The organism is Acinetobacter sp. TG2027 (assembly GCF_000302435.1).
Lineage (GTDB): Bacteria > Pseudomonadota > Gammaproteobacteria > Pseudomonadales > Moraxellaceae > Acinetobacter > Acinetobacter pittii.
The window spans coordinates 17864-39503 of record NZ_AMJN01000062.1 but is presented as its reverse complement, the minus strand read 5'-3'; the positions used below and the strand labels follow the sequence as shown (position 1 = coordinate 39503).

The 21640-nt window shown below is 39.4% G+C and carries 20 protein-coding genes and 1 pseudogene; 5 read left to right on the top strand and 16 right to left on the bottom strand.

Features of this window, described 5'->3' with window-relative positions; translation table 11 throughout:
* Positions 1 to 139 (top strand): annotated as a pseudogene (locus B806_RS0118545) (acetyl-CoA C-acyltransferase); the annotation flags it as partial.
* 10 nt (positions 140 to 149) lie between these two features.
* Complete coding sequence (gene pcaD, locus B806_RS0118540; protein WP_017386072.1) at positions 150 to 929, top strand: 3-oxoadipate enol-lactonase; 780 nt, start codon at positions 150 to 152, stop codon at positions 927 to 929.
* A gap of 57 nt (positions 930 to 986) precedes the next feature.
* Here the strand turns inward: pcaD and B806_RS0118535 are convergent, their stop codons facing one another.
* From B806_RS0118535 to B806_RS0118475, 13 genes are all read right to left on the bottom strand, one after another.
* Positions 987 to 2474 carry an NAD-dependent phenylacetaldehyde dehydrogenase gene (locus B806_RS0118535; protein WP_017403338.1) on the bottom strand — a complete coding sequence of 496 codons (1488 nt, stop codon included), beginning with the start codon at positions 2472 to 2474 and terminating at the stop codon, positions 987 to 989.
* A 33-nt stretch (positions 2475 to 2507) separates the two neighbouring features.
* Positions 2508 to 3725: a hypothetical protein gene (locus B806_RS0118530; RefSeq protein WP_079381125.1), complete on the bottom strand. Its 1218-nt coding sequence runs from the start codon at positions 3723 to 3725 to the stop codon at positions 2508 to 2510.
* 143 nt (positions 3726 to 3868) lie between these two features.
* The gene (tynA, locus tag B806_RS0118525) at positions 3869 to 6184 is read right to left on the bottom strand and encodes a primary-amine oxidase (RefSeq protein WP_079381121.1); all 2316 of its coding nucleotides are present in this window, start codon (positions 6182 to 6184) and stop codon (positions 3869 to 3871) included.
* 208 nt (positions 6185 to 6392) lie between these two features.
* On the bottom strand, positions 6393 to 7307 hold the full coding sequence (gene feaR / locus B806_RS0118520) for a transcriptional regulator FeaR (protein WP_017403337.1): 915 nt from the start codon (positions 7305 to 7307) through the stop codon (positions 6393 to 6395).
* Positions 7308 to 7505: 198 nt separating this feature from the next.
* Complete coding sequence (locus tag B806_RS0118515; RefSeq protein WP_079381120.1) at positions 7506 to 8462, bottom strand: p-hydroxyphenylacetate 3-hydroxylase reductase component; 957 nt, start codon at positions 8460 to 8462, stop codon at positions 7506 to 7508.
* A gap of 45 nt (positions 8463 to 8507) precedes the next feature.
* Entirely contained in the window at positions 8508 to 9461 is a 954-nt protein-coding gene (locus B806_RS0118510; RefSeq protein ID WP_017403335.1) for a PDR/VanB family oxidoreductase, read from the bottom strand.
* Positions 9462 to 9495: 34 nt separating this feature from the next.
* Entirely contained in the window at positions 9496 to 10233 is a 738-nt protein-coding gene (locus tag B806_RS0118505; RefSeq protein WP_017386065.1) for an SDR family oxidoreductase, read from the bottom strand.
* 10 nt (positions 10234 to 10243) lie between these two features.
* Positions 10244 to 10729: an aromatic-ring-hydroxylating dioxygenase subunit beta gene (locus tag B806_RS0118500; RefSeq protein ID WP_017386064.1), complete on the bottom strand. Its 486-nt coding sequence runs from the start codon at positions 10727 to 10729 to the stop codon at positions 10244 to 10246.
* A 10-nt stretch (positions 10730 to 10739) separates the two neighbouring features.
* Positions 10740 to 12017 (bottom strand): aromatic ring-hydroxylating dioxygenase subunit alpha, encoded by a 1278-nt coding sequence (locus B806_RS0118495; RefSeq protein WP_017403334.1) that lies wholly within the window; start codon positions 12015 to 12017, stop codon positions 10740 to 10742.
* Between the two features lie 29 nt (positions 12018 to 12046).
* Entirely contained in the window at positions 12047 to 12580 is a 534-nt protein-coding gene (locus B806_RS0118490) for a nuclear transport factor 2 family protein (RefSeq protein ID WP_079381119.1), read from the bottom strand.
* 4 nt (positions 12581 to 12584) lie between these two features.
* Positions 12585 to 12944, bottom strand: coding sequence for a hypothetical protein (locus B806_RS0118485; RefSeq protein ID WP_000387554.1), 360 nt, complete (start codon positions 12942 to 12944; stop codon positions 12585 to 12587).
* A 27-nt stretch (positions 12945 to 12971) separates the two neighbouring features.
* On the bottom strand, positions 12972 to 14120 hold the full coding sequence (locus B806_RS0118480; RefSeq protein ID WP_079381124.1) for an acyl-CoA dehydrogenase family protein: 1149 nt from the start codon (positions 14118 to 14120) through the stop codon (positions 12972 to 12974).
* A 36-nt stretch (positions 14121 to 14156) separates the two neighbouring features.
* A complete protein-coding gene (locus B806_RS0118475; protein ID WP_017403332.1) occupies positions 14157 to 15266 on the bottom strand; it encodes an amidase in 1110 nt (369 codons plus the stop codon).
* Positions 15267 to 15415: 149 nt separating this feature from the next.
* Here B806_RS0118475 and B806_RS0118470 point away from each other — a divergent pair, with 149 nt between their 5' ends.
* From B806_RS0118470 to B806_RS0118460, 3 genes are all read left to right on the top strand, one after another.
* Positions 15416 to 15883: a MarR family winged helix-turn-helix transcriptional regulator gene (locus tag B806_RS0118470; protein ID WP_017386059.1), complete on the top strand. Its 468-nt coding sequence runs from the start codon at positions 15416 to 15418 to the stop codon at positions 15881 to 15883.
* 416 nt (positions 15884 to 16299) lie between these two features.
* Positions 16300 to 17649, top strand: a complete 1350-nt coding sequence (locus B806_RS0118465; RefSeq protein WP_017386058.1) for an MFS transporter — start codon at positions 16300 to 16302, stop codon at positions 17647 to 17649.
* A gap of 109 nt (positions 17650 to 17758) precedes the next feature.
* Positions 17759 to 19015, top strand: coding sequence for an OprD family outer membrane porin (locus tag B806_RS0118460; protein WP_017386057.1), 1257 nt, complete (start codon positions 17759 to 17761; stop codon positions 19013 to 19015).
* 35 nt (positions 19016 to 19050) lie between these two features.
* Here the strand turns inward: B806_RS0118460 and B806_RS0118455 are convergent, their stop codons facing one another.
* Genes B806_RS0118455 through B806_RS0118445 form a run of 3 tightly spaced genes read right to left on the bottom strand, consistent with a single transcriptional unit; the run spans position 19051 to position 21627 of the window.
* Positions 19051 to 19794 (bottom strand): SDR family oxidoreductase, encoded by a 744-nt coding sequence (locus B806_RS0118455; protein ID WP_017403331.1) that lies wholly within the window; start codon positions 19792 to 19794, stop codon positions 19051 to 19053.
* 16 nt (positions 19795 to 19810) lie between these two features.
* On the bottom strand, positions 19811 to 20509 hold the full coding sequence (locus B806_RS0118450; RefSeq protein WP_017403330.1) for a histidine phosphatase family protein: 699 nt from the start codon (positions 20507 to 20509) through the stop codon (positions 19811 to 19813).
* Positions 20506 to 21627: a phosphotransferase family protein gene (locus B806_RS0118445; RefSeq protein ID WP_017386054.1), complete on the bottom strand. Its 1122-nt coding sequence runs from the start codon at positions 21625 to 21627 to the stop codon at positions 20506 to 20508. The genes B806_RS0118450 and B806_RS0118445 overlap by 4 nt, the downstream gene beginning before the upstream one ends.
* Positions 21628 to 21640 lie beyond the last annotated feature (13 nt).

Here is a 21640-nt window from a genome sequence, read left to right as displayed (position 1 = left end):
TGGTGCATCAGGTGCGCGCTTAGTCACTACAGCCTTAAACCAGCTTGAACAAACAGGTAGTCGCTACGCTTTGTGTTCAATGTGTATTGGTGTGGGACAAGGCATTGCTTTGATTATTGAACGTGTTGAAGCACTTTAAGGAGAAACAAATGCCATCTTTTCAATCTGCCGATGCACAAATTAACTATCAAACTTTTGGCGAGCCATCTTCCCCTGCTCTGGTGTTTTCCAATTCTTTGGGCACCAATTATGGTATGTGGCAAAAACAGTTTAATGAATTAAAAGATCAATTCTTTGTGATCTGCTATGACACTCGTGGCCACGGTTCATCCTCTACACCTAATGGTCCATACACTGTAGAGCAATTAGGTGTAGATGTTGTCCGTTTACTGGATCATTTGAATATTAGCAAAGCTGCTTTTTGTGGTATTTCCATGGGTGGTTTAACAGGTCAATGGCTTGCGATTCACTACCCTAACCGTTTTAGTCATGTAGTTGTTGCAAATACTGCCGCTAAAATTGGACAAGAACAGGCATGGCTTGACCGTGCAAAATTAGTACGTGAGCAAGGTTTACAACCGATCGCCGCTACAGCAGCTTCGCGATGGTTTACAGATCCCTTTATCCAAAGTCATGCTTCAATCGTCAACAACCTATGTAACGACTTAAGTGCTGGCAGCGCAATGGGTTATGCCAATTGTTGTGAGGCTTTGGCTAAAGCGGATGTCCGTGAACAGTTAAAAGACATTAAAATTTCTGTATTGGTGATTGCTGGAACTCAAGATCCTGTAACGACTGTTGCAGATGGTGAGTTTATGCAGCAACGCATTCCACAATCAAAACTTGCAGAAATAGATGCCTCTCATATTTCTAATGTCGAGCAGCCTGAAGCTTTTAATAAAATCTTAAAGGATTTTTTATTAGGTTAATTTAATGATTCAAAAAAAATGGCCTATAAAGGCCATTTTTTTATATCTCGTAGAAACTTAATATCGAATCATCACCGATTTTAATTCGGTGTAATCTTCAATAAATGCATCTGAAAACTCTCTGCCAATTCCCGAAGCTTTTACCCCGCCAAATGGAACTGAGGGATCTAAGAACGTATGCATATTGACCCACAAAGTCCCTGCTTCAATTTTAGGAATTAAACGCAATGCTTTAGATAAATCATTTGTCCAAATACTTGCGGTTAAACCAAAGCGCGACTGATTCATAAGCTGAATAAGTTCTTCGTCAGTGTCGAACGGCATTACACCAACTACCGGACCAAAGGTTTCCTCAGAAAATAAAGGATCATCTGTATTTTTAAAGGAAATTAAAGTCGGTTGTACAAAATACCCTGACTGATCTAGAGCCTCACCACCAGCAATAATCTGGTTGTTGGCTTTTGCCATATCTAAATAATGTTTTACTTTATGAAAATGTGGCTGATTAGAGAGCGGACCAAACATACTTCCTTCATCCATAGCTGATCCAATTTTAAACTGCGAAAGTGCTTTCGAGAGTTTATCAACTAGTTCATCATATTTTGTACGATGTACAAAAAACCGCTCTGGGGATGCGCAAACTTGGCCTTGATGCACAAAAGTTGCTTGCAATAAAGTCGGTAAAATCTCATCAATATTTGCATCGGCTAAAACAGCTATGGCATTTTTACCGCCCAATTCTAGACTTACACGGGTTAAATCGCTGCTCATCGCGAGTTTACCAATCGCAATACCTGTTGGTACTGAACCTGTAAACGAAACTTTCTTAACGAGCAGCGACTCAATTAAATATTGCCCTGTATCGCCCTTACCCGTAACCACATTAATTACACCAGCAGGAATACCTGCCTCAATGGCAAGTTCAGCTAAACGTAATAAAGATAAGCTGGCGAACTCACTTGGTTTAAGCACAATGGTACAGCCAGTTGTTAAAGCTGAACCGATTTTCCAAACGCCAATCATCAGTGAAAAATTCCAAGGCACAATCCCTGCAACTACACCCACTGGTTGCCTTAAAGTAAAGGCCGTATATTTCTCACCTTGCATAGAAGGAATAGAAGGTTGCATGGTTTGACCATTAATTTTGGTTGCCCACCCTGCAAAATATCTTAAGAAAATAACGGATTGTGCGACCTCAAGATGACGGGAAATATTGATAAGTTTTCCTGTAGACAACGTCTCGAGCTGTGCAAGTTCTTCACCATATTGCTCAATTAAATCTGCTAACTTATTTAGTTTAACGCCACGTTCATACGGCGTAGTTTCAGCCCAAGCATTTTGAAAAGCATGTTCAGCACTCTTGACGGCGCTTTCGACATCTTGTTGACTACCAATGCTAATTTGAGCAACGACTTGTTCAGTAGATGGATTTACAATATCCACTTTATCTAAAAGCTCGGCAGCAACTAACTTTCCATCAATAAAATGTCCGTGTTGACGTGCCATAAATTGTTGCACGCTTTGTAAAATCTGAACTTCACTCATTTTTACTTCTCTCAATTCATTTAAAAGGATTTATTAATAGATGTATTGCAAAATTAACTGCGCATATACATTGGTCTTGTCATCGTAGTTTTGTGTACCACCACTATGGATATCGTGTTTCGGTTTATAGAGCCCAACTAAAGGAATAACATTGAATTTTTTATTAACCGACCAAACTGAAAACACATCTAGTTCATGTCCATCTACATTAGTTAAAGATTTATTAACTGTTTTGAACTTATAGGCCAAAGCACCCAACATAAAATTTTCTTTCAAGTTCATCATGTAAGAAACTTGATGAATATTTGCATTTTTATTGAATGGTCCAGCATAGTTTCCCGCAACTTCACCCTGAAACCATGTACCAAAGCCGACCGTATTTCCATAAAACATAGGGTCGTATTGGTCTGAAAAATGACTAAAACGGTAGCCTAATGAAGGCGTATATTTTGAAGATAAAAAGTTATAGTTCAGCGCTAAGTAGCCAGCATTTTCTTGGCCATCTTTTTTATCTTGAACTACAAACTCAGTTTTAACTTGCAGTTCTGGTAAAGGTTGATAATTCAAACGTAAAGCATAATTTTTAAGATCTTCGCGCCCTGAAACGTGTTCAGCATCTTCAAGGTCTAATACATTTAAGTAAGTAAACCCAACGCCCTTATCTTTAAGCTGATACATCAGATCAGTCACAAAGAGTTCAGGGGAAAATTGTGCTTTATTATCTGACTTTAAATAAGCCAGCTTTAGCGTTGTATTCTCTTGCGGTTTGTATTGAAGCAAACTTGTAAAATCAAAGCTTCGACGGGCTGCCAGATAATATGCTCCACCCCGATCGAGTGTGCCATCCGCAGACGCTATACCGAGGTTTAACGCATCACCCGCAATAAAGAACCCGTCACCAATCATGATATTTTGTCGACCAATACTTAAATCGTAGGTCGTTAACTCATCTTTATTGGTGCCGTCTTTAAAACCAATGATCCATTCATTCACATCTGTTTTACGTTCTTTGCCATTACTATTTTGGCCTGCGTCTCCATCACCAAATGTTGCCGAGCTAATACCACTCAAGCTTGCATAGAGTTGATTGTTTTTAAAGGTATATTGTCCTTTAGCACCATATTTAAGATGGCCTTCTTGCCAATTGATTCTTTCATCATGTAGGTTTTCGCCGTTATAGCTTTTACCACTACTAAAAGCTCCAAAAGTTGCTTCAAATGTTGGCTTAATTTCTAGCTCACTAGCATGCACAGTTGAAAAAAATGAGACAAAGAAAGTCCCTCTCATAACCTGAGAAAATAAATTTTTCATTGAGAAATTCCTTTTTGCGAACGGCCTAACCGTGCTCAGATATGGGTAACCTATTCGTTACCCACCCTAGATCATGCACCCGTTTAGTGATGGTCGTGCTGCGTGTTTTGCTCTTCTTCACCCAAGTTTAAAGTCGGGGTGTTGTCAAAGAAGTTCCAAGGTTTGATGAGTGTATTCACCCACTCTGTCGGCATGATTGGCCACTCTTCAGCACGTGCCACATGGGTTGTGCCTGTTGTCATCCACACCACAAGGTCTTTATTTTCAATATTTTCATTGTTGCCAATGAATTGTCCTAACCCTGTATCATGAGTTGAACGGTTTGAATATTTCCCTTCAGGGTAGCGTTCGTCTGGATTGTACTGAGTCACCCAAATTTGCTTATCCATAAAGTTCAAACGTTTAAATAACCATTCATCTTTAGAAAAATTGGCTCCTTTCGCCACAGGGTGTGTTCCACCTGCAAAAGGAATGAGTTGATAAGAAACCGGATTACCTAATTTATTTTCCTTGTTGAAATTCGTGAGTAAGCGAATAGTGGATGGATCAAATTTTTCAGCTGCATTTTGCTCATTCGTAATGACTTTACTGTCAATTTGCATTGAGCTGGTACGGACACCACCTTTGTCATTGGCTTTCACTACAGGGTCCATATGCATAAAGCTATTATTTTCCCCATCTACGTCCATGTCTAAGCGGAAGTTATAGATGTGCTGATGCGTTGTACCCACAATATTATGGTCAATTAAAGTTCCATATTTGGTGTCTTCTTTGGCAGTACTGTCATGCATGGTGCGTGCTTTAACACCTTTAACAGCTTCAATACCCGTTGCACCCGCATTAATTCCAATTACACCATTTTGGGAAAATACCCAGTCAAACATGTAATCGTAGTTTCCAACTGTACTAATCCAACGCACGACAAGCTCACGGCGGGCTTCACTGGCATCCTGATTGCCAAAAATTTCGTGATGTTTATATTCAGGTCCTGCATAACGTTCAAACACAGCAATGGCATTTGGAATCACTTGTGGCTGGCCTTTATAGTCTGCAATCACGGCATCAAGTAAAACTGCATTGTCGGGTGCATCTGTTCCCGGAAGAATAGATGAGGTAAGTGTTCCCATACCATATTCGCCAGAATCCAAATAAGATTTGAAGTACCATCCAATATCAGGGTCACCATATGGAACTACCATTCCACCCAAGTTCCCTTCATACATAACTTTACGCTTTACGCCCTTATCTTTATAAGTCACAGTTGAAAGCTGCAAGCCAACACGAGAATCTAACGCCACATGCAAACACCAGTTGCCCCAATGTATGGTTTGACCGGTAATGCTAAAGTTCTTACCCTCAGGTTCAGTAATATTGAGTGGTTTTAGCTTACTTGCTACGGGTTTATTCGACATATAAGGTCGATTTGCCATCGGCACAGGAATGATTGCGCCTTCTTCAATCTTGATAATTTTTTCTTTATCTAAATCGACTACAGCAACTAGGTTCTCAATAGGATGCGCCCAATAGTTGCCATCCCCAACATCGAGGTAAGCGACGACTTTTAATATATTGAGTTGTTTATCCAGACCATCTTTACCGCCAAAATATCCAACAGTTAGCGGAGTAGCGATCACTTTCTTCACATCGGTAATGCCGCGTTTGCGTAACGCGTCTTGATATTCTTTACTCGTCTCAATTACGCGCTGTACGGCTTCAAAATTATCAAGCAACACCATTCCATGAGTGTCTTTAAGTACATTCCATTTTGTGACTTGTTGAGTGTTAAGGTTAACTTCACCTTCAATCGCTTGACTCCCCTTTAACAAAATAAATGAGGCAATACGATCTTCTTTAAACTCTTTGTGATTAATGAAGTAATCCCAAACTTTGGCTTTTTCAGGTTCTTTAAGCTTTAACTCGGCAAAACGCATATTTTTATAGGCGTATTTCGAGCGATTAATCACATCAAATGTCTTTTTAATTTCGTCAGAATTTAAGCTATTGAGCGGGTGAAACGTATTTTCAATTTTAAAAGTTTGATCCAACCCAGACTGGAATACTTCATTAAAAAAATCTTTTCCAATAACAGGTTTACCATCTTTAATTAATAAAGGCACATTGAGCTTGAAAGGTTTGCCATTCACCAAAACCTGATCTGAATTGGGTTTAGCTCGAACCACCATAGAACCTTTGGTGATCATATAAGTATTAGTAAAGTCATCTTTAACAACTTTAGCGCCTTGCTCACTCATGTTTTGATAAAGTGAGACCATGTCGGCCTTGCCACCATGCGCAAACGCTTGAGTATTGAGTCCCCAAAAGCTTGCAGCGATTGATAAGTTAAGTGCCAGTATTTTTTGTATGTCATTCAATAATCGTTGTTTACGCATTGGTTTCATCCTTTTCATCTATCCCTGAACTATCTGAATCAGACAGTTAAAATGCACTTCCTGTGAGTGAAATTCATTAGACCAACTTAATAGTTTTATGGTTATTAAGCTTATCTAACCTGCTCTAATGAATTTAATTTCAACACAGTTACATAGGGCTAGCTTGTTCAAGAATGACGTCGAATTTGTCTAAAAATGACATTGAGAGATGAAAGAATTAAACCGACATACCCTCTCTAAATTCTTTAGGGGAGATACCATATGTTTTTTTAAAGATCTTTGAAAAATGAGCACCGTCCCAAAAACCCCATTTCAAGGCAACTTGGGTAATTGAGCTTTGTTTATTTCTTTTATCAAGCAAATCTGCTTTGACTTGTTCTAGGCGCTTGAGCTGTATATATTTGTTAATAGATAAATTTTCTTGAAGGAATAAACGGTAGAGATGTCGTAGTGATACCCCAATATGCTCTGCAATTAATTTAGGTGTTAAATCGGGTTTTGCTAAGTTTTCTATAATATAGCGCTCAGCTTTTTCCATCAGGTTATTTGAGCTATTTATATTTTTATAATTAATTGTGGGTTTGATTAAAGCAATTAACGCATCTTCAAAAGCATTGCCATCTTCGGTTGCATACCAAAGCTTAATGTTTTCAGCAGACATATTTTTCAAAATATTCTTGAGTAAAAAACCACTCATATTTTGAGTAATCAGTTTTCCAAAATATTCAGTACTAATATTTTCTTTAAGTAATTTTTCACGCGACAGGTGCACTGAAATCTGGCTTACCAAACCTTGCGGGTACATCGAAATTGTTTCGACTGGGTCGACCAAGACAATATCGCCTTCATTTAGGCTTAAGGTTTCATTTTTATACTCGAGCAGCATTTTTCCCGAATACTGCAAAATTAAAAAACAAAAACGATTATTTACTCGATCAATTTCATCGGCTTTTCGGACAATTTTATTGGCATTGTTTTTGATAAAAGCTATTTCGGTGTCACCCAATAAAAAGCACTGAACCTCACCAATGAATAAATTACGGGTTCCGTCAAAATCGGTTTCGAAATTGCCGCACACACTTTTAATATGGTGCGTCCATGTGAGTAATGCATCGCTTACATATTGGTTCATCCCTTACCTCTCTATACATGTGCCACCGCTCAAAATTTTGTGTTTGTGGTGGTGCACTGTCTTGGCTTATTTGCAATCTTGTTTTATTGATAAACAAATTGTGTGCCAAAAATTCCTTATCCTTGGAATTCTTATGTTGATAGTCAGCTAGATGTAAAGAAGCTGATAAATCAATTCAATTTATCAGCTTAATGGGACTTATGCTACTCCTGCAAAATCTCGCAGCATGGTGATAAAAATATCCTTTTGTTCCTCAGAATACTTTTTAAACACCTCATTTTGGTGGCTGTCGGCAATATCAAATAAATACTGCGCCGTTTGTTTACCTTTCTCGGTCAGTGCATACAAATTATCGTGATCGACCAATAATCCTTCAAATTTTAAGATTTCAGCCGACCTTTCAACTCCTTGCATTGGCATAGCAATATCACGCGGTAAATCTTCCTTACTTGAAGCAGTACCACTGGCTAAAACCAGTAAAAGACGTGATTCACTGGTACGGAAACCCGAAGCCATTTGCTTAGGAATATAGTCGGTTTGATAAGCTTTAAAAGCACGGCTCATTAGGTAGCAGACATTATTATATAAGTGCCCATAATGTGTTTGGTCTACGCCGTTCTCTTCAGTTTGCTTAACTTGAAGGCTCGGATGTGGCATGACACAAGAATATGCGCCTTGATGGTAGACCAGTGGGCTTCGACCTTGGTCATGGAAACGAACCACTTTACCAACAATAATCCAGTGGTCACCACCTTCAATCACTTGATAGCGTTCGCACTCAAACACCGCAGAACAATTTTCTAAAATGGGTGCACGTCCTGCACCAAGTTGAAAATTGGTGTCTGCAAATTTATCAATATTGCGTCTCGAAAACTTATTAGATAACTCAATTTGCGTACCCGATAAAATATTGACCGCAAAATGTGTCGCCTCTTCAAACACTGAAAAACTTGAAGATTTTTTATCAATACTCCACAAAATAAGCGGTGGATCGAGTGACACCGAGTTAAAACTATTTGCAGTGACTCCTACTTTTTCACCTTGTGCATTTTGTGCAGTAACAATGGTAACGCCTGTTGCAAAATTTCCTAATGCTCGTCGGAACTGTAGTGGATCGACCGTAAAATCATCTATTTGTTGTAATACATTCATCATCTTTCTCCTAAACCTTCTCATACATCCATATAAATCGCGAGAGCATTAGATATCTAAAACTAGTCTCGGTGTTTTAGAGCGCGAACAGCACACCAATATTTGTTCATTGCTGGCTTTTTCTTCATCAGTAAAATAAACATCTCGATGATCAGGTTCGCCTTCAATTACATCGCACATGCAGGTTCCACATACACCTTGCTCGCAAGACATTTCAATCTCGATGCCTTCTTTAGCCAAAGCCTGCAAAATGGTTTCGCCAGCTTCAACCATAATGATTTTTCCACTACGCTCAGCCACCACCTCAAATGAATCTCCCGAGGTGTCAGTTTCAACTTGGAAATATTCTTTGTGGATTTGCTGCTCAGGAAAATCGTGAGTCGTGGCAAGGTTAATCACCCAGTCCATGAAACCGACTGGACCACAGGTATAAATATGACTTTCAGGATCAATATCTTTAATGGCAGATTCAAAAAATGCTCTGTGGCTTGCACCTTCGGATTTAAAATGGAAAGTTGTGTATTGTGCTAACTCACCATTTTTAATTTCATCAACAAAAGCACAGTTTTCTGGGCTAGCGCCGCAGTAGTGAAGCTCAAATGATTCGCCTTCATGTGCAAGTTGATATGCCATCGTGATTAACGGCGTAATCCCGATTCCACCGCCAATCAAGACACTATGTTTGGCTTTTAAAAGTGGAAATAAATTTTTTGGCTTACTGACCTGAATTTGCATGCCATCTTTAATTTCATCAAAAGCGGATATTGAGCCACCACGTGATTCAGGGTCACGTAAAATTCCAAGGCGAAACTTTCCTTCGTCATTTGGATTTTGGCAAAGTGAATATTGGCGCACCATACCATTTGGTAAGTGCACATCAATATGCGCACCCGCTTCAACTTTTGGCAATGTTGCAGAAGTTGCAGATTCAAATTCCATGACTGCAATATTTCCACCTTCCACATGGCGATTTTTAACGACAACATCATAAAGTGTAGTCATGATTTAACTCCCTTTTCATGGTTAAGCGATTGGCTTAACGCATGAATAAACCACCGTTAATATCCCATGTTGCACCAGTCACAAACCCCGCATTTGGACTCGCAAGCAACCCACAAGTTTCAGCAATAAAATGCATACTACCTAAGGCTTTAACCGGAATATTCTGGATGAACTGTTCCATTTTTTCGTCTGGCACTACGCTATGAACGATTGGTGATTCCATTGGACCCGGTGCAACCGCATTGACCGTCACCCCTTTTGCCGCAAACTCTTTGGCAAAAATTTTAGTTAACGTCACAATCGCACCTTTGGTTGCCGCATAGTGTGCACCCGTTGCAGTACCGCCATTTTGTCCCGCTAAAGACGCCATATTAATGATGCGTCCATAGCCTTTTTTAGCCATATATTGACCAATAATCTGACAAGCTTGAAAGGTGCCGCGTTGGTTGACTTGGGTCACCCAATCAAAATCGGCTGCGGTAATTTCTAATACTGGCGTTGCTTTGGTGACGGTGGCATTGTTAATTAACACATCAAGTTTAGAAAAATTCTCTTCAATCCATTGCACTGCTGCATGAAAATCTGCTTCGACAGAAATATCTAATTTCACTGGAAACATATTTTGTGCATATTGACTTTGTGCCTTGGCATTTTCGGCTTTTTCAAGCGTACTTGCCGACAAAATCACTTGATGGCCTTGGCTCGCAAAATATTCAGCAATGACATTACCGAGTCCAGAAGCAGCACCTGTCACTAAAACAACCTGTTTCATGTTACCGCTCCTAAAGAATGTAGCTAATACCAGCCAAGGTATCGGTTGAGTTAACCAAATTAATGATTTTACGGTTAATCTTAAAACCAGTATCATCATCACGGGTTAGATGGTAGGTAATATCGGCTGTGTAATGCTTGAGGTTTTCTTTACGGAATTCACGTAAGTTTTGAGCACAGCGTAAAACGATTTCATCATCCTGATCTTGAATCACTCGTACACGAGAAATGCTACGCACAGTATTTGCTTTAGGCGCTGTAGAAATTGCTTCACCATTTTCAAGACGCTGTACACGTAAAGTACGCATATGATTATCATCATAGGCATAATTTAAGTTGTTTTCGTAGTCAGTGAGGTTTGGGTCAATCGGAATGATATAAACACCCTTTTCATTCCATAAGTTGAGCCATTCACGGTATTCACTGTGGTCCAACATATCTGCTTCAGCCCAGATGAAAGCAGTGACTTCATTTAATAATTGCAGATTCATATTCATTGCTCTCTCCTTAAGCCGTCATCATCTTTTTCCACTGCTGATAGGCTGCACGCATACCTGTTTCAGCACTGACATCACTTTTTAAACCATCTTCGGTTTTGACTTCGCCCGGTAAACCGCGGTTGAGCATGATCCATAAATCATTACCCGCATTTGCACCGTGTTGTACTCGTTCCCAAGCCTCAGAGTCATCTGGCGTACCAAAACCAAATGGGCCTTGGAAATGTTCATGCAAACGTAAGCGATATTGGTTGGCAATTTGCGGGCCACCATCCATGGTAATTACCGAGTGATGAATTTCTGTTTCAGCCACTGAAATTGGCTGTAAAACACGGAAGAACGCCATCGAACATGCAATATTCGGGAATAAATTTAAGTTAAAGCCCGAACCACCAACTGCTCGAACAATACGGCGTACTTCTAATTCTTCATGCCCTTCGTCACGTAAAGCTTGAGCCAAGTCTTCAAAACGCTCTTGAATTGGTCGCTCCATTAAGTCTTCTTCTAAATCGACCAGTTCAGGAATCATCACCATAACACTGTGGCCATTACCTAAGTCTTCAACAAAGCCCGGCTGGTTTTCGAAGTTAAAGAGTTCTTCGGTTTTTTCATCTACAGAACTTAAGAATGACTTGTGTACTAACGGGAAGTGATATGCATCGGTGGTATTTTCAAGCTGGATTTTCCAGTTACCCGGGAAACGGAAACGGTGTTCGCCCAACACTTTAATTGGATAACCCGCGCCTTGTTTCATAAACAGGTCAATCCATTTTTTTGCTGGCCCAAGGAACTCTTCAAGCGGTTGAATGTCTTCTTTAAATGAAGCGAAGATCATGCCGTTATATTCTTCTACCCGTAGACTCACCAGTGGTAATTCTGTTTTATCTAAACAATCGCCGTAACTTTCCGGAGATGGCACACCACGTAAACTGCCATCAAGTGCATAACTCCAACCGTGATATGGGCACACAAAACTATTAGTTTTTCCTTTTTTATGTTCACATACGGTTGCTGCACGGTGACGACAACGGTTTAAAAGTACATGGACTTTCTTTTTACGGTCACGTACCACAACCACAGGCTGTTTACCGATATTAATGGTTTTATAGCTTCCGCCTTCCGGAATTTCGCTGGCATGCGCAACCCACACCCAAGTGCTATAAAAGATTTTTTCCATCTCTTCATCAAAAATGCGTTCATCTTTATAAAGAGAAGTATGGGCACGGTCACTTTGAACCAAAGCATCGTAATCAATGCCAATGTTATGCGTTGGGATAATACTGTTCATATCAATAGTCCTTTTAAATATGTCCTGGGTCATTCCTCGGAAGGTACCGGCAATTCAGCTTCACTGTGCCAATGCGATACGGGACGACTGAAAATATTCTGTGTTTGGAAATGTTTAATTTTCCATGTTCCATCTGCTTGCTTTTGAAACTTCACATTGAGCTTTGCTGCATTCAGATGACTACGGCCATCTTTAAAGGTTGATGTTTGCAACATGAGCCAAGAAGCATTTGCATCATTTTGATTTACATAAATTTGTTCTGAATTTACAAAGTGTGCATTCATAACAAAGTGAGATTCTTTTTGGGTATAGCTTTTAAACATGTCGTAAATCGACTGCCAAGAATCATAACGGCCAAAAGATTTGGCATATTTCTCACCAACACCTTCCCAAATACAGTCCTGATTAAAAAGATTCATTAGCTCATCAAGGTCTGTATTTGCATTAAGCTCGTCACAGATCTCCATATAACGGTTCAGGCAGTTACGAATCGCGGTGTGCGCTTCTAACTGTTCTAGTCGTTCTATGATTTCTGCCATATTCACTTTGTCATTCATTGCCATCGCCTTAACGTTGGATAATCAATTCACGCCCAACACGAGCTTCAACTTTGCAATATTTCCAAAGTTTGTATGGCCCTTCACCCACTACGGTCGTTCTAAACAAGTTACAAGCGGCATGTACGGTTTCAATATCCGGAACATCAGCAAGCAAGTAGGTTGTCCAAGGCCAACCAGCACTTGGACCAACCATGCTTTGGTCATCATCAAGATTTCCAAAAACATGTACGCCCGGTAAGTCATGAATGCCATTCCACATTTCACCAAACGCGGCCCAAACTGCTTTTGCTTCAGCAGGTTCCGCGTCAAAAAAGTTTTGGTTAATACCCATGCAGAACAAAACGCGTAATGATTTTTTAGCTTCCATTTCAATATCCTTTTAAAAAATTAAAACTTATAAATAACCTGGGGTTGGTTTTAACCCGAAACTGATTGAGCCTGCATTTTGTAAAGTTGCATCACCCATAAAGGCATGCTGAGTCACCACGTTGGTGTCATTCACAAAACGGCTGAATGGATTGTTGGTATAAATCGCTGTCATGCCCGCAAGCATTTGCATTTTTCGGGTGACTTTGGCGCTAACTCGAGCTGCATGGGTACATGCCAGACGCATATCGCTAATCTGTTCAGCAGTTGCTTCACGACCAGCAATAATTTCATTCCAGACAATATCCATGGTTTGATAAAACCAAGATTTTGCAGCCTGAAATTCTGCATCTGCCTGAGCAAACTCATATTGAGTCACTGGGCGGTTGGCAATTTCTGAACCGCCTGTAATGGATGCTTTACCCGGCGCCAGTTTTTCAAATTCTTCTAATGCGGCAGCTGCAACCCCAATACCCACCACGGTTAATACTTGAGTCGCTAAAGAAAGCGACGGATATTTAAAAAATGGTTCGCTTAGTTTTGAAGGTTCACCACGTACAAAGGTCCATTTCTTTTCGACTAATACGTCTTCAACGACTAAATCATGGCTTCCCGTACCTTTTAGGCCAACGGTGTCCCAAGTCATTTCGATTTTAGCTTTTTTTGCAGGCATCACTGCCATGCGAGGTAAGCCTTGCATTTCATTATTTTTAAGCGGTGAAATTCCTACACCAACAATGTCAGCTCCCATACAGCCACTTGAGAATTTCCAACGTCCACGAACCACTACACCTTCATCGGTAATTTCAGCAGGCTGTGGCGGAAAAATACCTCCAGCAAAGACCACATCTGGCCCATTTTGGTACAATTCTTTAAGCGTTTCTTCTGGCAAACTTCCTAAATATGCAGGGCTCATACCGAAACTTGCCACCCAACCCACTGAACCATCAGCTTTAGATAAAGTTTCGATCAATTCACAAAACTGTCGTGGTGACCATTCTTCACCGCCAAAACGTTTTGGAACTAATGCACGGTAAACACCAATCTGTTTAAGTTTTTCGATAATGTCTTGGCTCACATACGCCTGATTATCAAATTCACCTGTACAGGCACGCTCACGAATTTCTTGACACAAAGCATCTAAGTCAATTGCTTTGTCTTGAGAAGCAAACTCCATTTTAGATAACTTATTCATCATCTAACTCCTTGTAATTTATTGCATTGCATCAACACAAAATTTAGCTATTGCGCATAATTGCTCATCTTTTTGATGCTTCGATACGATCTGTAAGCCCACAGGTAAACCTTCACTGGTTTCAAGTGGCACTGAAATGGCGGGATGTCCTGATAAATTAAATGGTCGAACTAAAGCTGTAAGATTCAAAAACGCGACTGTGTTTTCAGCTTCAGAAACTTTCGGTGGAATTTGCGGAAGTGTCGGTAGAACCAATGCATCATATTTTTCTAATAAAGCATCGAGTTCTTGAGTCAGTTGCGCTCTCACAACTTCGGCTTGTTTTACTTGCTCTAAAGTGGTGTGTGCTGCTTTTAATAAACGACCATTTACATCAGAACCAATTAAACCTGTTTTGGTTAACTCACCAAAAGCTTGCCAATTTTCATAATTAATAATCTGCATGCCTGCGTCATAAGCCGCTTCAAAATGTTCAACTTTTTCTAAAACGGTCTCTAAATTGGCTTTTCGAAGCGCTTGATGAATACAGTTCCAAATAACGTCATCTGCTTTTACATCGAGAACAGCAATTTTTGGTGCACTAGTAAATTCAGTAGGTTTAAAAGTTGGATCAATAATTTGCATGGCCTTTTCAATCATCTCGACTGAATTTGCAAAAGGGCCAACGCAATCTAAAGAACTTGACGGCGGATATACACCTTTTCTGCTCACGCGACCAAAAGTCGGTTTTAAACCAAAAACTCCGCAGCACGCAGCAGGCATACGAATAGAGCCGCCCGTGTCGGTGCCTAAAGTAAAATCAGCTTGTTTTGCAGCGACGGCTGCGGCTGAGCCACTCGAAGATCCACCTGGAATAAGTTCAGGATATTTAGGATTGATGGGTGTACCAAAAGCGTGATTAATGCCTGTAATACCAAAAGCCAATTCGTGCAAATTTGTTTTCACAATAATTTCACAATCTGCTTTTAGAATATTTTTAATTACTTCAGCATCATCTTGAGCAGGTTCAACATTTAATAAAGCTCGACTGCCAGCAATGGTTTTTAGGCCTTGAATATCAATTGTGTCCTTGACCATGACCTTGAGCTTGCCACTTCCTTTGTGCACGCTTTGGCTAACAATATTCATTCACTTTTCCATGTATTTTTATTGATTAATTAAAATATCGGAAAATTTACTGGAATTGTCAAGTATTTTTTATAATTTGTTCTTAAGGAAATATGCAAAATTTTATTTATAATAGGATTACCCTTTTTTCACTAAGTTATTGCTTAGCTATGCTTGATCATTTAGAACAATTTCTTCCTAATAAAGAACCGTCGAGTATTCAAAATTTTCCTTTTTTTTGGGTTTCCCAAGTGAATGGAAAGTATTCACAACTGATTGAAAAATCAATAAAAAAGCTAGGTATTGATAATACACGCCGTAAAATTATTTTAAGCACTAATGCCCTTGGGGAAGCCAGTATTACCGACATTGCCAATCTTTCTACTTTAAAGTTAACGACAGCAACAAAAGCTGTATATCGCTTGGTAGAAGATGGAATTGTCGAGGTCTACTCTTCTACTTCTGATGAACGGATCTCGATGGTGAAATTAACGGCCAAAGGTATTGAGCTGGTTGAACAAATTAATCAAATTAGTGTGGTTACCTTGGCAGGCATCCTAAATGCTTTTTCAGAAGATGAGCTTCACAATTTAAATCACCAGTTAAAAAAATTATTTGATCTCATGCCATCAAGTTGATTATTTGACTTGATATCGGGTTAGATACGCTCAAGAGCAGCATGAAACAGTTCTTCTTTTCTCGCTGCTCTTTATTAAAAATAATTTTTAATATTAAAAAATAAATAAAAATCAGTTTCTTAATTCAATAAATTATTACTATCTGTTTACTTAACATACTTTTTAGGTATTCTAACATACTCAATAAGTAATGGAATTTTACATATAAAAAGAAAATAATAATTCCATGATCTTAAAAATCCCATTAACTCTTAATTGGGTTTAGACGCACTCTTCCGGTCTGTACGAGACCAAATTACTCATTTCTAGCCTATTTATTATTCTTATCTAAAAGGGGGAAATATCGAAAATTTTAGAGGAATAATAAAAGTTAGATATCAATTTCTTTAAGCGTTTTATACATAAGGATTAAGTGTATGAACCAAAGTAATATCGCTGTTGAAAGGACACAGAAGAAAAGCAATGCTTATGCATGGTATGTGGTCATACTTTGTATGTTGGCATATATATTTTCATTTATTGACCGCCAAATTCTGGCGCTGATGATTGAACCCATCAAAGCAGATCTCCAACTTTCAGATACTCAATTTAGCTTATTACATGGCCTCGCCTTCTCACTGTTTTACGCCGTTATGGGTTTACCCTTAGCCTACATTGCCGATCGTTTTTCACGACCAAAACTAATTTCAATCGGGATTATTGTTTGGAGTCTGGCAACAGCAACTTGCGGTTTAAGTAAAAACTTTATTCAACTGTTCTTAAGCCGTATGGCGGTAGGTGTCGGTGAAGCGGCTTTATCTCCAGCGGCTTATTCAATGTTTAGCGACATGTTTAGTAAAGACAAACTAGGGCGTGCTGTCGGGATCTATTCAATTGGCGCTTTTTTAGGTGGAGGTATTGCCTTCTTAGTTGGCGGTTATGTCATTAACCTGCTTAAAGGTGTGACACTCATTGAGGTTCCATTATTAGGGGCCCTTAAAGCATGGCAAATTGCCTTTTTAGTGGTGGGTTTACCCGGCATCATTATTGGTTTGCTGTTTATTTTGACCGTTAAAGATCCTGCACGTAAAGGCCAACAGCTCAACCAAAATGGACAAGTTGACCAAGTTAAATTCACACAATGTCTTCAGTTTATTAAAAAACATTCGAAAACATTTGCTTGTCATTATTTAGGTTTTACTTTTTATGCAATGGCACTCTATAGCCTAACTAGCTGGACACCTGCATTTTATATTCGTAAGTTTCAACTCACGCCGACTGAAACAGGCTATATGCTCGGTACGATTCTGTTAGTCGCAAATACATTAGGCGTATTTTGTGCAGGCTGGCTAAATGACTGGTTTATTAAAAAAGGTCGCCAAGATGCGCCGATGTTCACAGGTGTAATTGGTATTGTTGGCCTGATTATTCCAATTGCATTTTTTACCCAAACAGATCAGCTTTGGCTTTCAGTTAGCTTACTGATTCCTGCAATGTTCTTTGCATCTTTCCCTTTAGTGATTTCAGCAACTGCTTTGCAAATGTTAGCCCCAAACCAATTTAGAGCACGCCTTTCTGCCCTCTTCCTTTTGGTGAGTAACTTAATTGGACTCGGTATTGGTACAACACTGGTAGCCATTATTACAGATAAAGTTTTTGGTAGCCCATTAATGGTGGGTTCTTCTTTATCTATTGTGGGTGGTTTGTCTTGTGTACTGGCTCTAATTCTGCTTTTTAAAGGCTGCAAATTCTTTAGTGAAAGCATGAAGCTTGAAAAATTAAATTAATAGGTCTCACCAATTGCAAAAATGTACTCTCTAACTAAACGCTTAGAGAGTACCGAAATATTCAAAATTACGTAGTGCCGAGGACTGGCATACATCTGGGAAATGGATTATGGAATTATTTCACCACTTTCAACCACACACTTTAGCCGTTGCCACTTTAATAGTTATGTGCAGCAACTCATGGGCCGCAAATCCAAATCAACAAACTGAAGATGAATGGAAATTCACTTTAAAAAATGCCTATATCAACCGCGATTTTGATAATGATGCACTTAAAGATACTGGCAGTTGGTCTCAGGCAGCGTCTTTATTTTATAAATCGAAAATGCATGACACTCCGTTAGTCATAGCAGACAAGCCTATCACCATTGGGGCTGATGCTTCCGTTCAATACGCCGTGCGTTTAAGTTCTGACAAACACGTCGCAGATACTGTTCTGCCTTTTAATAAAGAAACGCAATCTCAGGCTTCAGACTATTTAAAATACGGCGCGACTTTAAAACTGGGCTATGACAAAACACTTTTAAGTGTCGGTGAACTCTGGCTAGATTTACCTGTAACGGCAGTCGATGCTAGTCGTCAGTTGCTTACTTCGTATTGGGGAACCAACTTAAAATCACAGCTTTCAGATCAACTCTATGCTGAAATTGGCCGAGTGGAAAAAGTATCTCCCCGAAATGAAGAAGACTTTAAAAAGTTTTCTTTCACATCAAATGGGGTTACTAAAGAATCTGATGGTTTAAATTACATAGATCTGCGCTATCAATTCACGCCGTCTTTAAAGGGTGAATATTACTTTGGTAATTTGGAAGACCTCTACAATAAACACTATGTAGGACTTGAACATACGTGGAAACAGCCAACTTTTGCCCTCACCTCTAAGTTTAAATACTTCAATGCAAAAGATGACGGCAATACCTTTGATATTGATGCGCAGAACATTGGATTACTTGAAACGGTTAAAGTAAAAAACCATACCTTTGGTTTAGGTTACCAACAGATTATTGGTGAATCGGCTTACCCATTACCAGATGGTTTTTTACCAGAGACGTATTTCATTAACTGGAACGCTACAGGCTTTTTTAAAGAGGATGAAAAGTCTTACCACGTCATGTATGGCTACGACTTTAAAGATTATGTGCCAGGCCTAAATGCAATGGTAAAATATGTATATGGCCATGACTTTAAAGCAGCCAATGGTGAAAAGAACCATGAAACTGAGTCGAATGTGATTTTAAACTACGCATTTCAGCAACCATTCTTAAAAGGCATCGCTCTGCAATATATTCGTATTGATTACAACGTAAAACACGGCAATGACTTTGGCGAAGACCGTTTATTCGTCAATTACACCAAAAAATTCTAAATAAAAAATACCCCCTAAACTTTAGGGGGTATTTTTTATCCTAATTTATTGACCAACTTTAAAGGCAAAACCTTCATAGCAATACTCATGGGTAACCACGGCCACTGTGGCACATAAGCTTTTACAAGTTGTTTTTCGATAGCTTTTACTAAAGCTTTACATCCTGTTTTGGCGTCAACTTCAAAAGGTAAATGTTTAGCACCTTCATTCATTTCGGTACGGATATAACCCGGGAAAATGGTTGAGACTTTAATTGGGGTATCCAGTAATTCAGCACGAATACCCTCGGCTAAGTGAGCAACTGCAGCTTTACTTGCTGCATAAGTCGATAAATGTTTTGGTAATCCACGCATCGCACTCATGGATGACATCACCACCAAATGACCAGCGTTTTGCTCTCTAAAAATTTCAGTCGCCGCCTCACACTGTGCTAAGGCAGAGATAAAGTTTGTTTCAGCTGTGGCTCTGTTAATTTCAAAATTACCTTTACCAATACGGCGACCATTGCCTACTCCCGCATTTACAATAATTCGGTCTAAATAGCCAAATTCTTGTTTAAAGGCACGAAATACTTCAAAAACCTGATCGTAATGAGTTACGTCCAGACTTTTTGCAATTACTTTAATACCGTACTGATTTTCAAGTTCAGTTTTTAAAGTTTCTAATCTTTCTAAACGGCGTGCACAAATCGCCAAGTTATAACCTTTCGCTGCAAATTCATGCGCCATACCTGCGCCCAATCCAGAACTTGCACCTGTAATTAAAATTGTCTTTGCCATGCTTTTATCCTTATTTTTAAATCCATGTCAGTAAATCTGGACGCTCAGCTTTTATAAAATGATGTTCATTTAAACTTAAAACCTGAGCTTCATTTCCAACCAACCGCAAAGTCGTGAGACTTGTATTAGCAATTGCCCAATTCAAAGCAAAAGTTCGATTAGGACTGAGTTCAAGCAATTTTCCAATTGCTACAGAAATCACACCACCAGAGGTAAAAACAACTGCATAACGAGGTTTGGTTTTTGCTAACTCATCACAAATTTGCTGCAATGCTGTTTCGATTCTTTCTTTAAAGTGTGGCCAAGACTCATCATATTCATGATGAAAATCGCCATCAGTCCATCGTCCAATGGCACCTTCAAATATTTTGGCAAGATAAGCACGCGGGTTTTGTTCTTGTGCAACATCAGCTTTTAAAAGTTCAGGCTTTTCAAAACGCGGTTCATAGCGGGCAAAAACCTGCTGATGATTAAACTCATTCCATAAATTATTATGATGAATCATCGCATCTGGAAAGCATTCATTGAGTGCGAGCTTTGCAGTTTGCTCGTGGCGCTGCATAGTTCCTGCAACCACATACGGTTGTTCTTTTAATATTTGCTTAAAATATTGGCCTAATAAAGTCGCTTGAGCTTCACCATTTTCAGACAACTCATCATAATTACTTTTGCCAAATGATGCCTGCCCATGTCTTATCAGATAAATTGTGGTCATTTTCTTAAAATACCCTGTATTTTCTGTAGAGATTGCTGAGCAAATTCATTTTCTTGCAATTTTTGCTGCGCGATAAGTTTTAAAGCTCGAATATGTAGCGCATGAATGACAATCCAGAAATCTTTAAAAGCGGGGTTTCGGGTTTGTTTATGGTAATAACGATAATAGATTTGCTGGGCGATCACTGCTAAACGGAATACACCGAAGACTTCATAAAAAGCCCAGTTTTGAGGCTCCAGACCTGTTTTTTGCAAATAATATTCAACGACTTCTTTGCGAGAGAACATTCCCTTTAAGTGAGTCGGCTGACGGCGTGTTGATCTAAAAATCATATTATCCGTTGGCTCAACCCAATAAGCCAAAGCGCTACCTAAATCCATTAATGGATCACCCAAGGTCGCCATTTCCCAATCCAACACACCAATGACTTCTGTTGGATGCTCTGGATCTAAAATCACATTATCAAAACGCCAATCATTGTGAATAATACAAGTCGTCGAGTCTTGAGGGATATTATCGTTTAGCCATTTTCGGACATATTTAAATGAAGGAACGTTGATTGTGCGGACTTTTTCATAGCGTTTATCCCAACCTTCAACTTGTCTACGACAATATCCCGCACCTTTGCCTAGTTCAGCTAAAGGCGTGTTCTCATAGGGAACTTGATGTAGCTCAATCAACTTATCAATAACATTTACACAAAGCTCATGAACATCTTCTTCATTAAAGCCAAGCTCAGGCGGTAATTTTGCACGAGGAATAATACCTTCAATGCGTTCCATGACATAAAAATCACAGCCAATGACCGATTCATCCTGACAAAGTGCAACCATTTTAGGAAGCACTGGATAATAAGGCGCAAGATTTTTCTGCACCATATATTCACGGGCCATATCGTGGGCCGACTTCGCTTTAGTTCCTTTTGGAGGACGACGCAAAATTAAATCGGTATTTTCATATTTTAAACGATAAGTCCAATTCGACGCCCCGCCCGTATATTGAGTAACGACTGCTGGGCCAACCAACTCAACACCTTGGCTTTTTAACCAGTTTTCAACTGCCCCAATATCAAGCTCTTCACCTTCACGTACTTCACCGCCTACATCAATTACCGACATATTCACTTCCTTT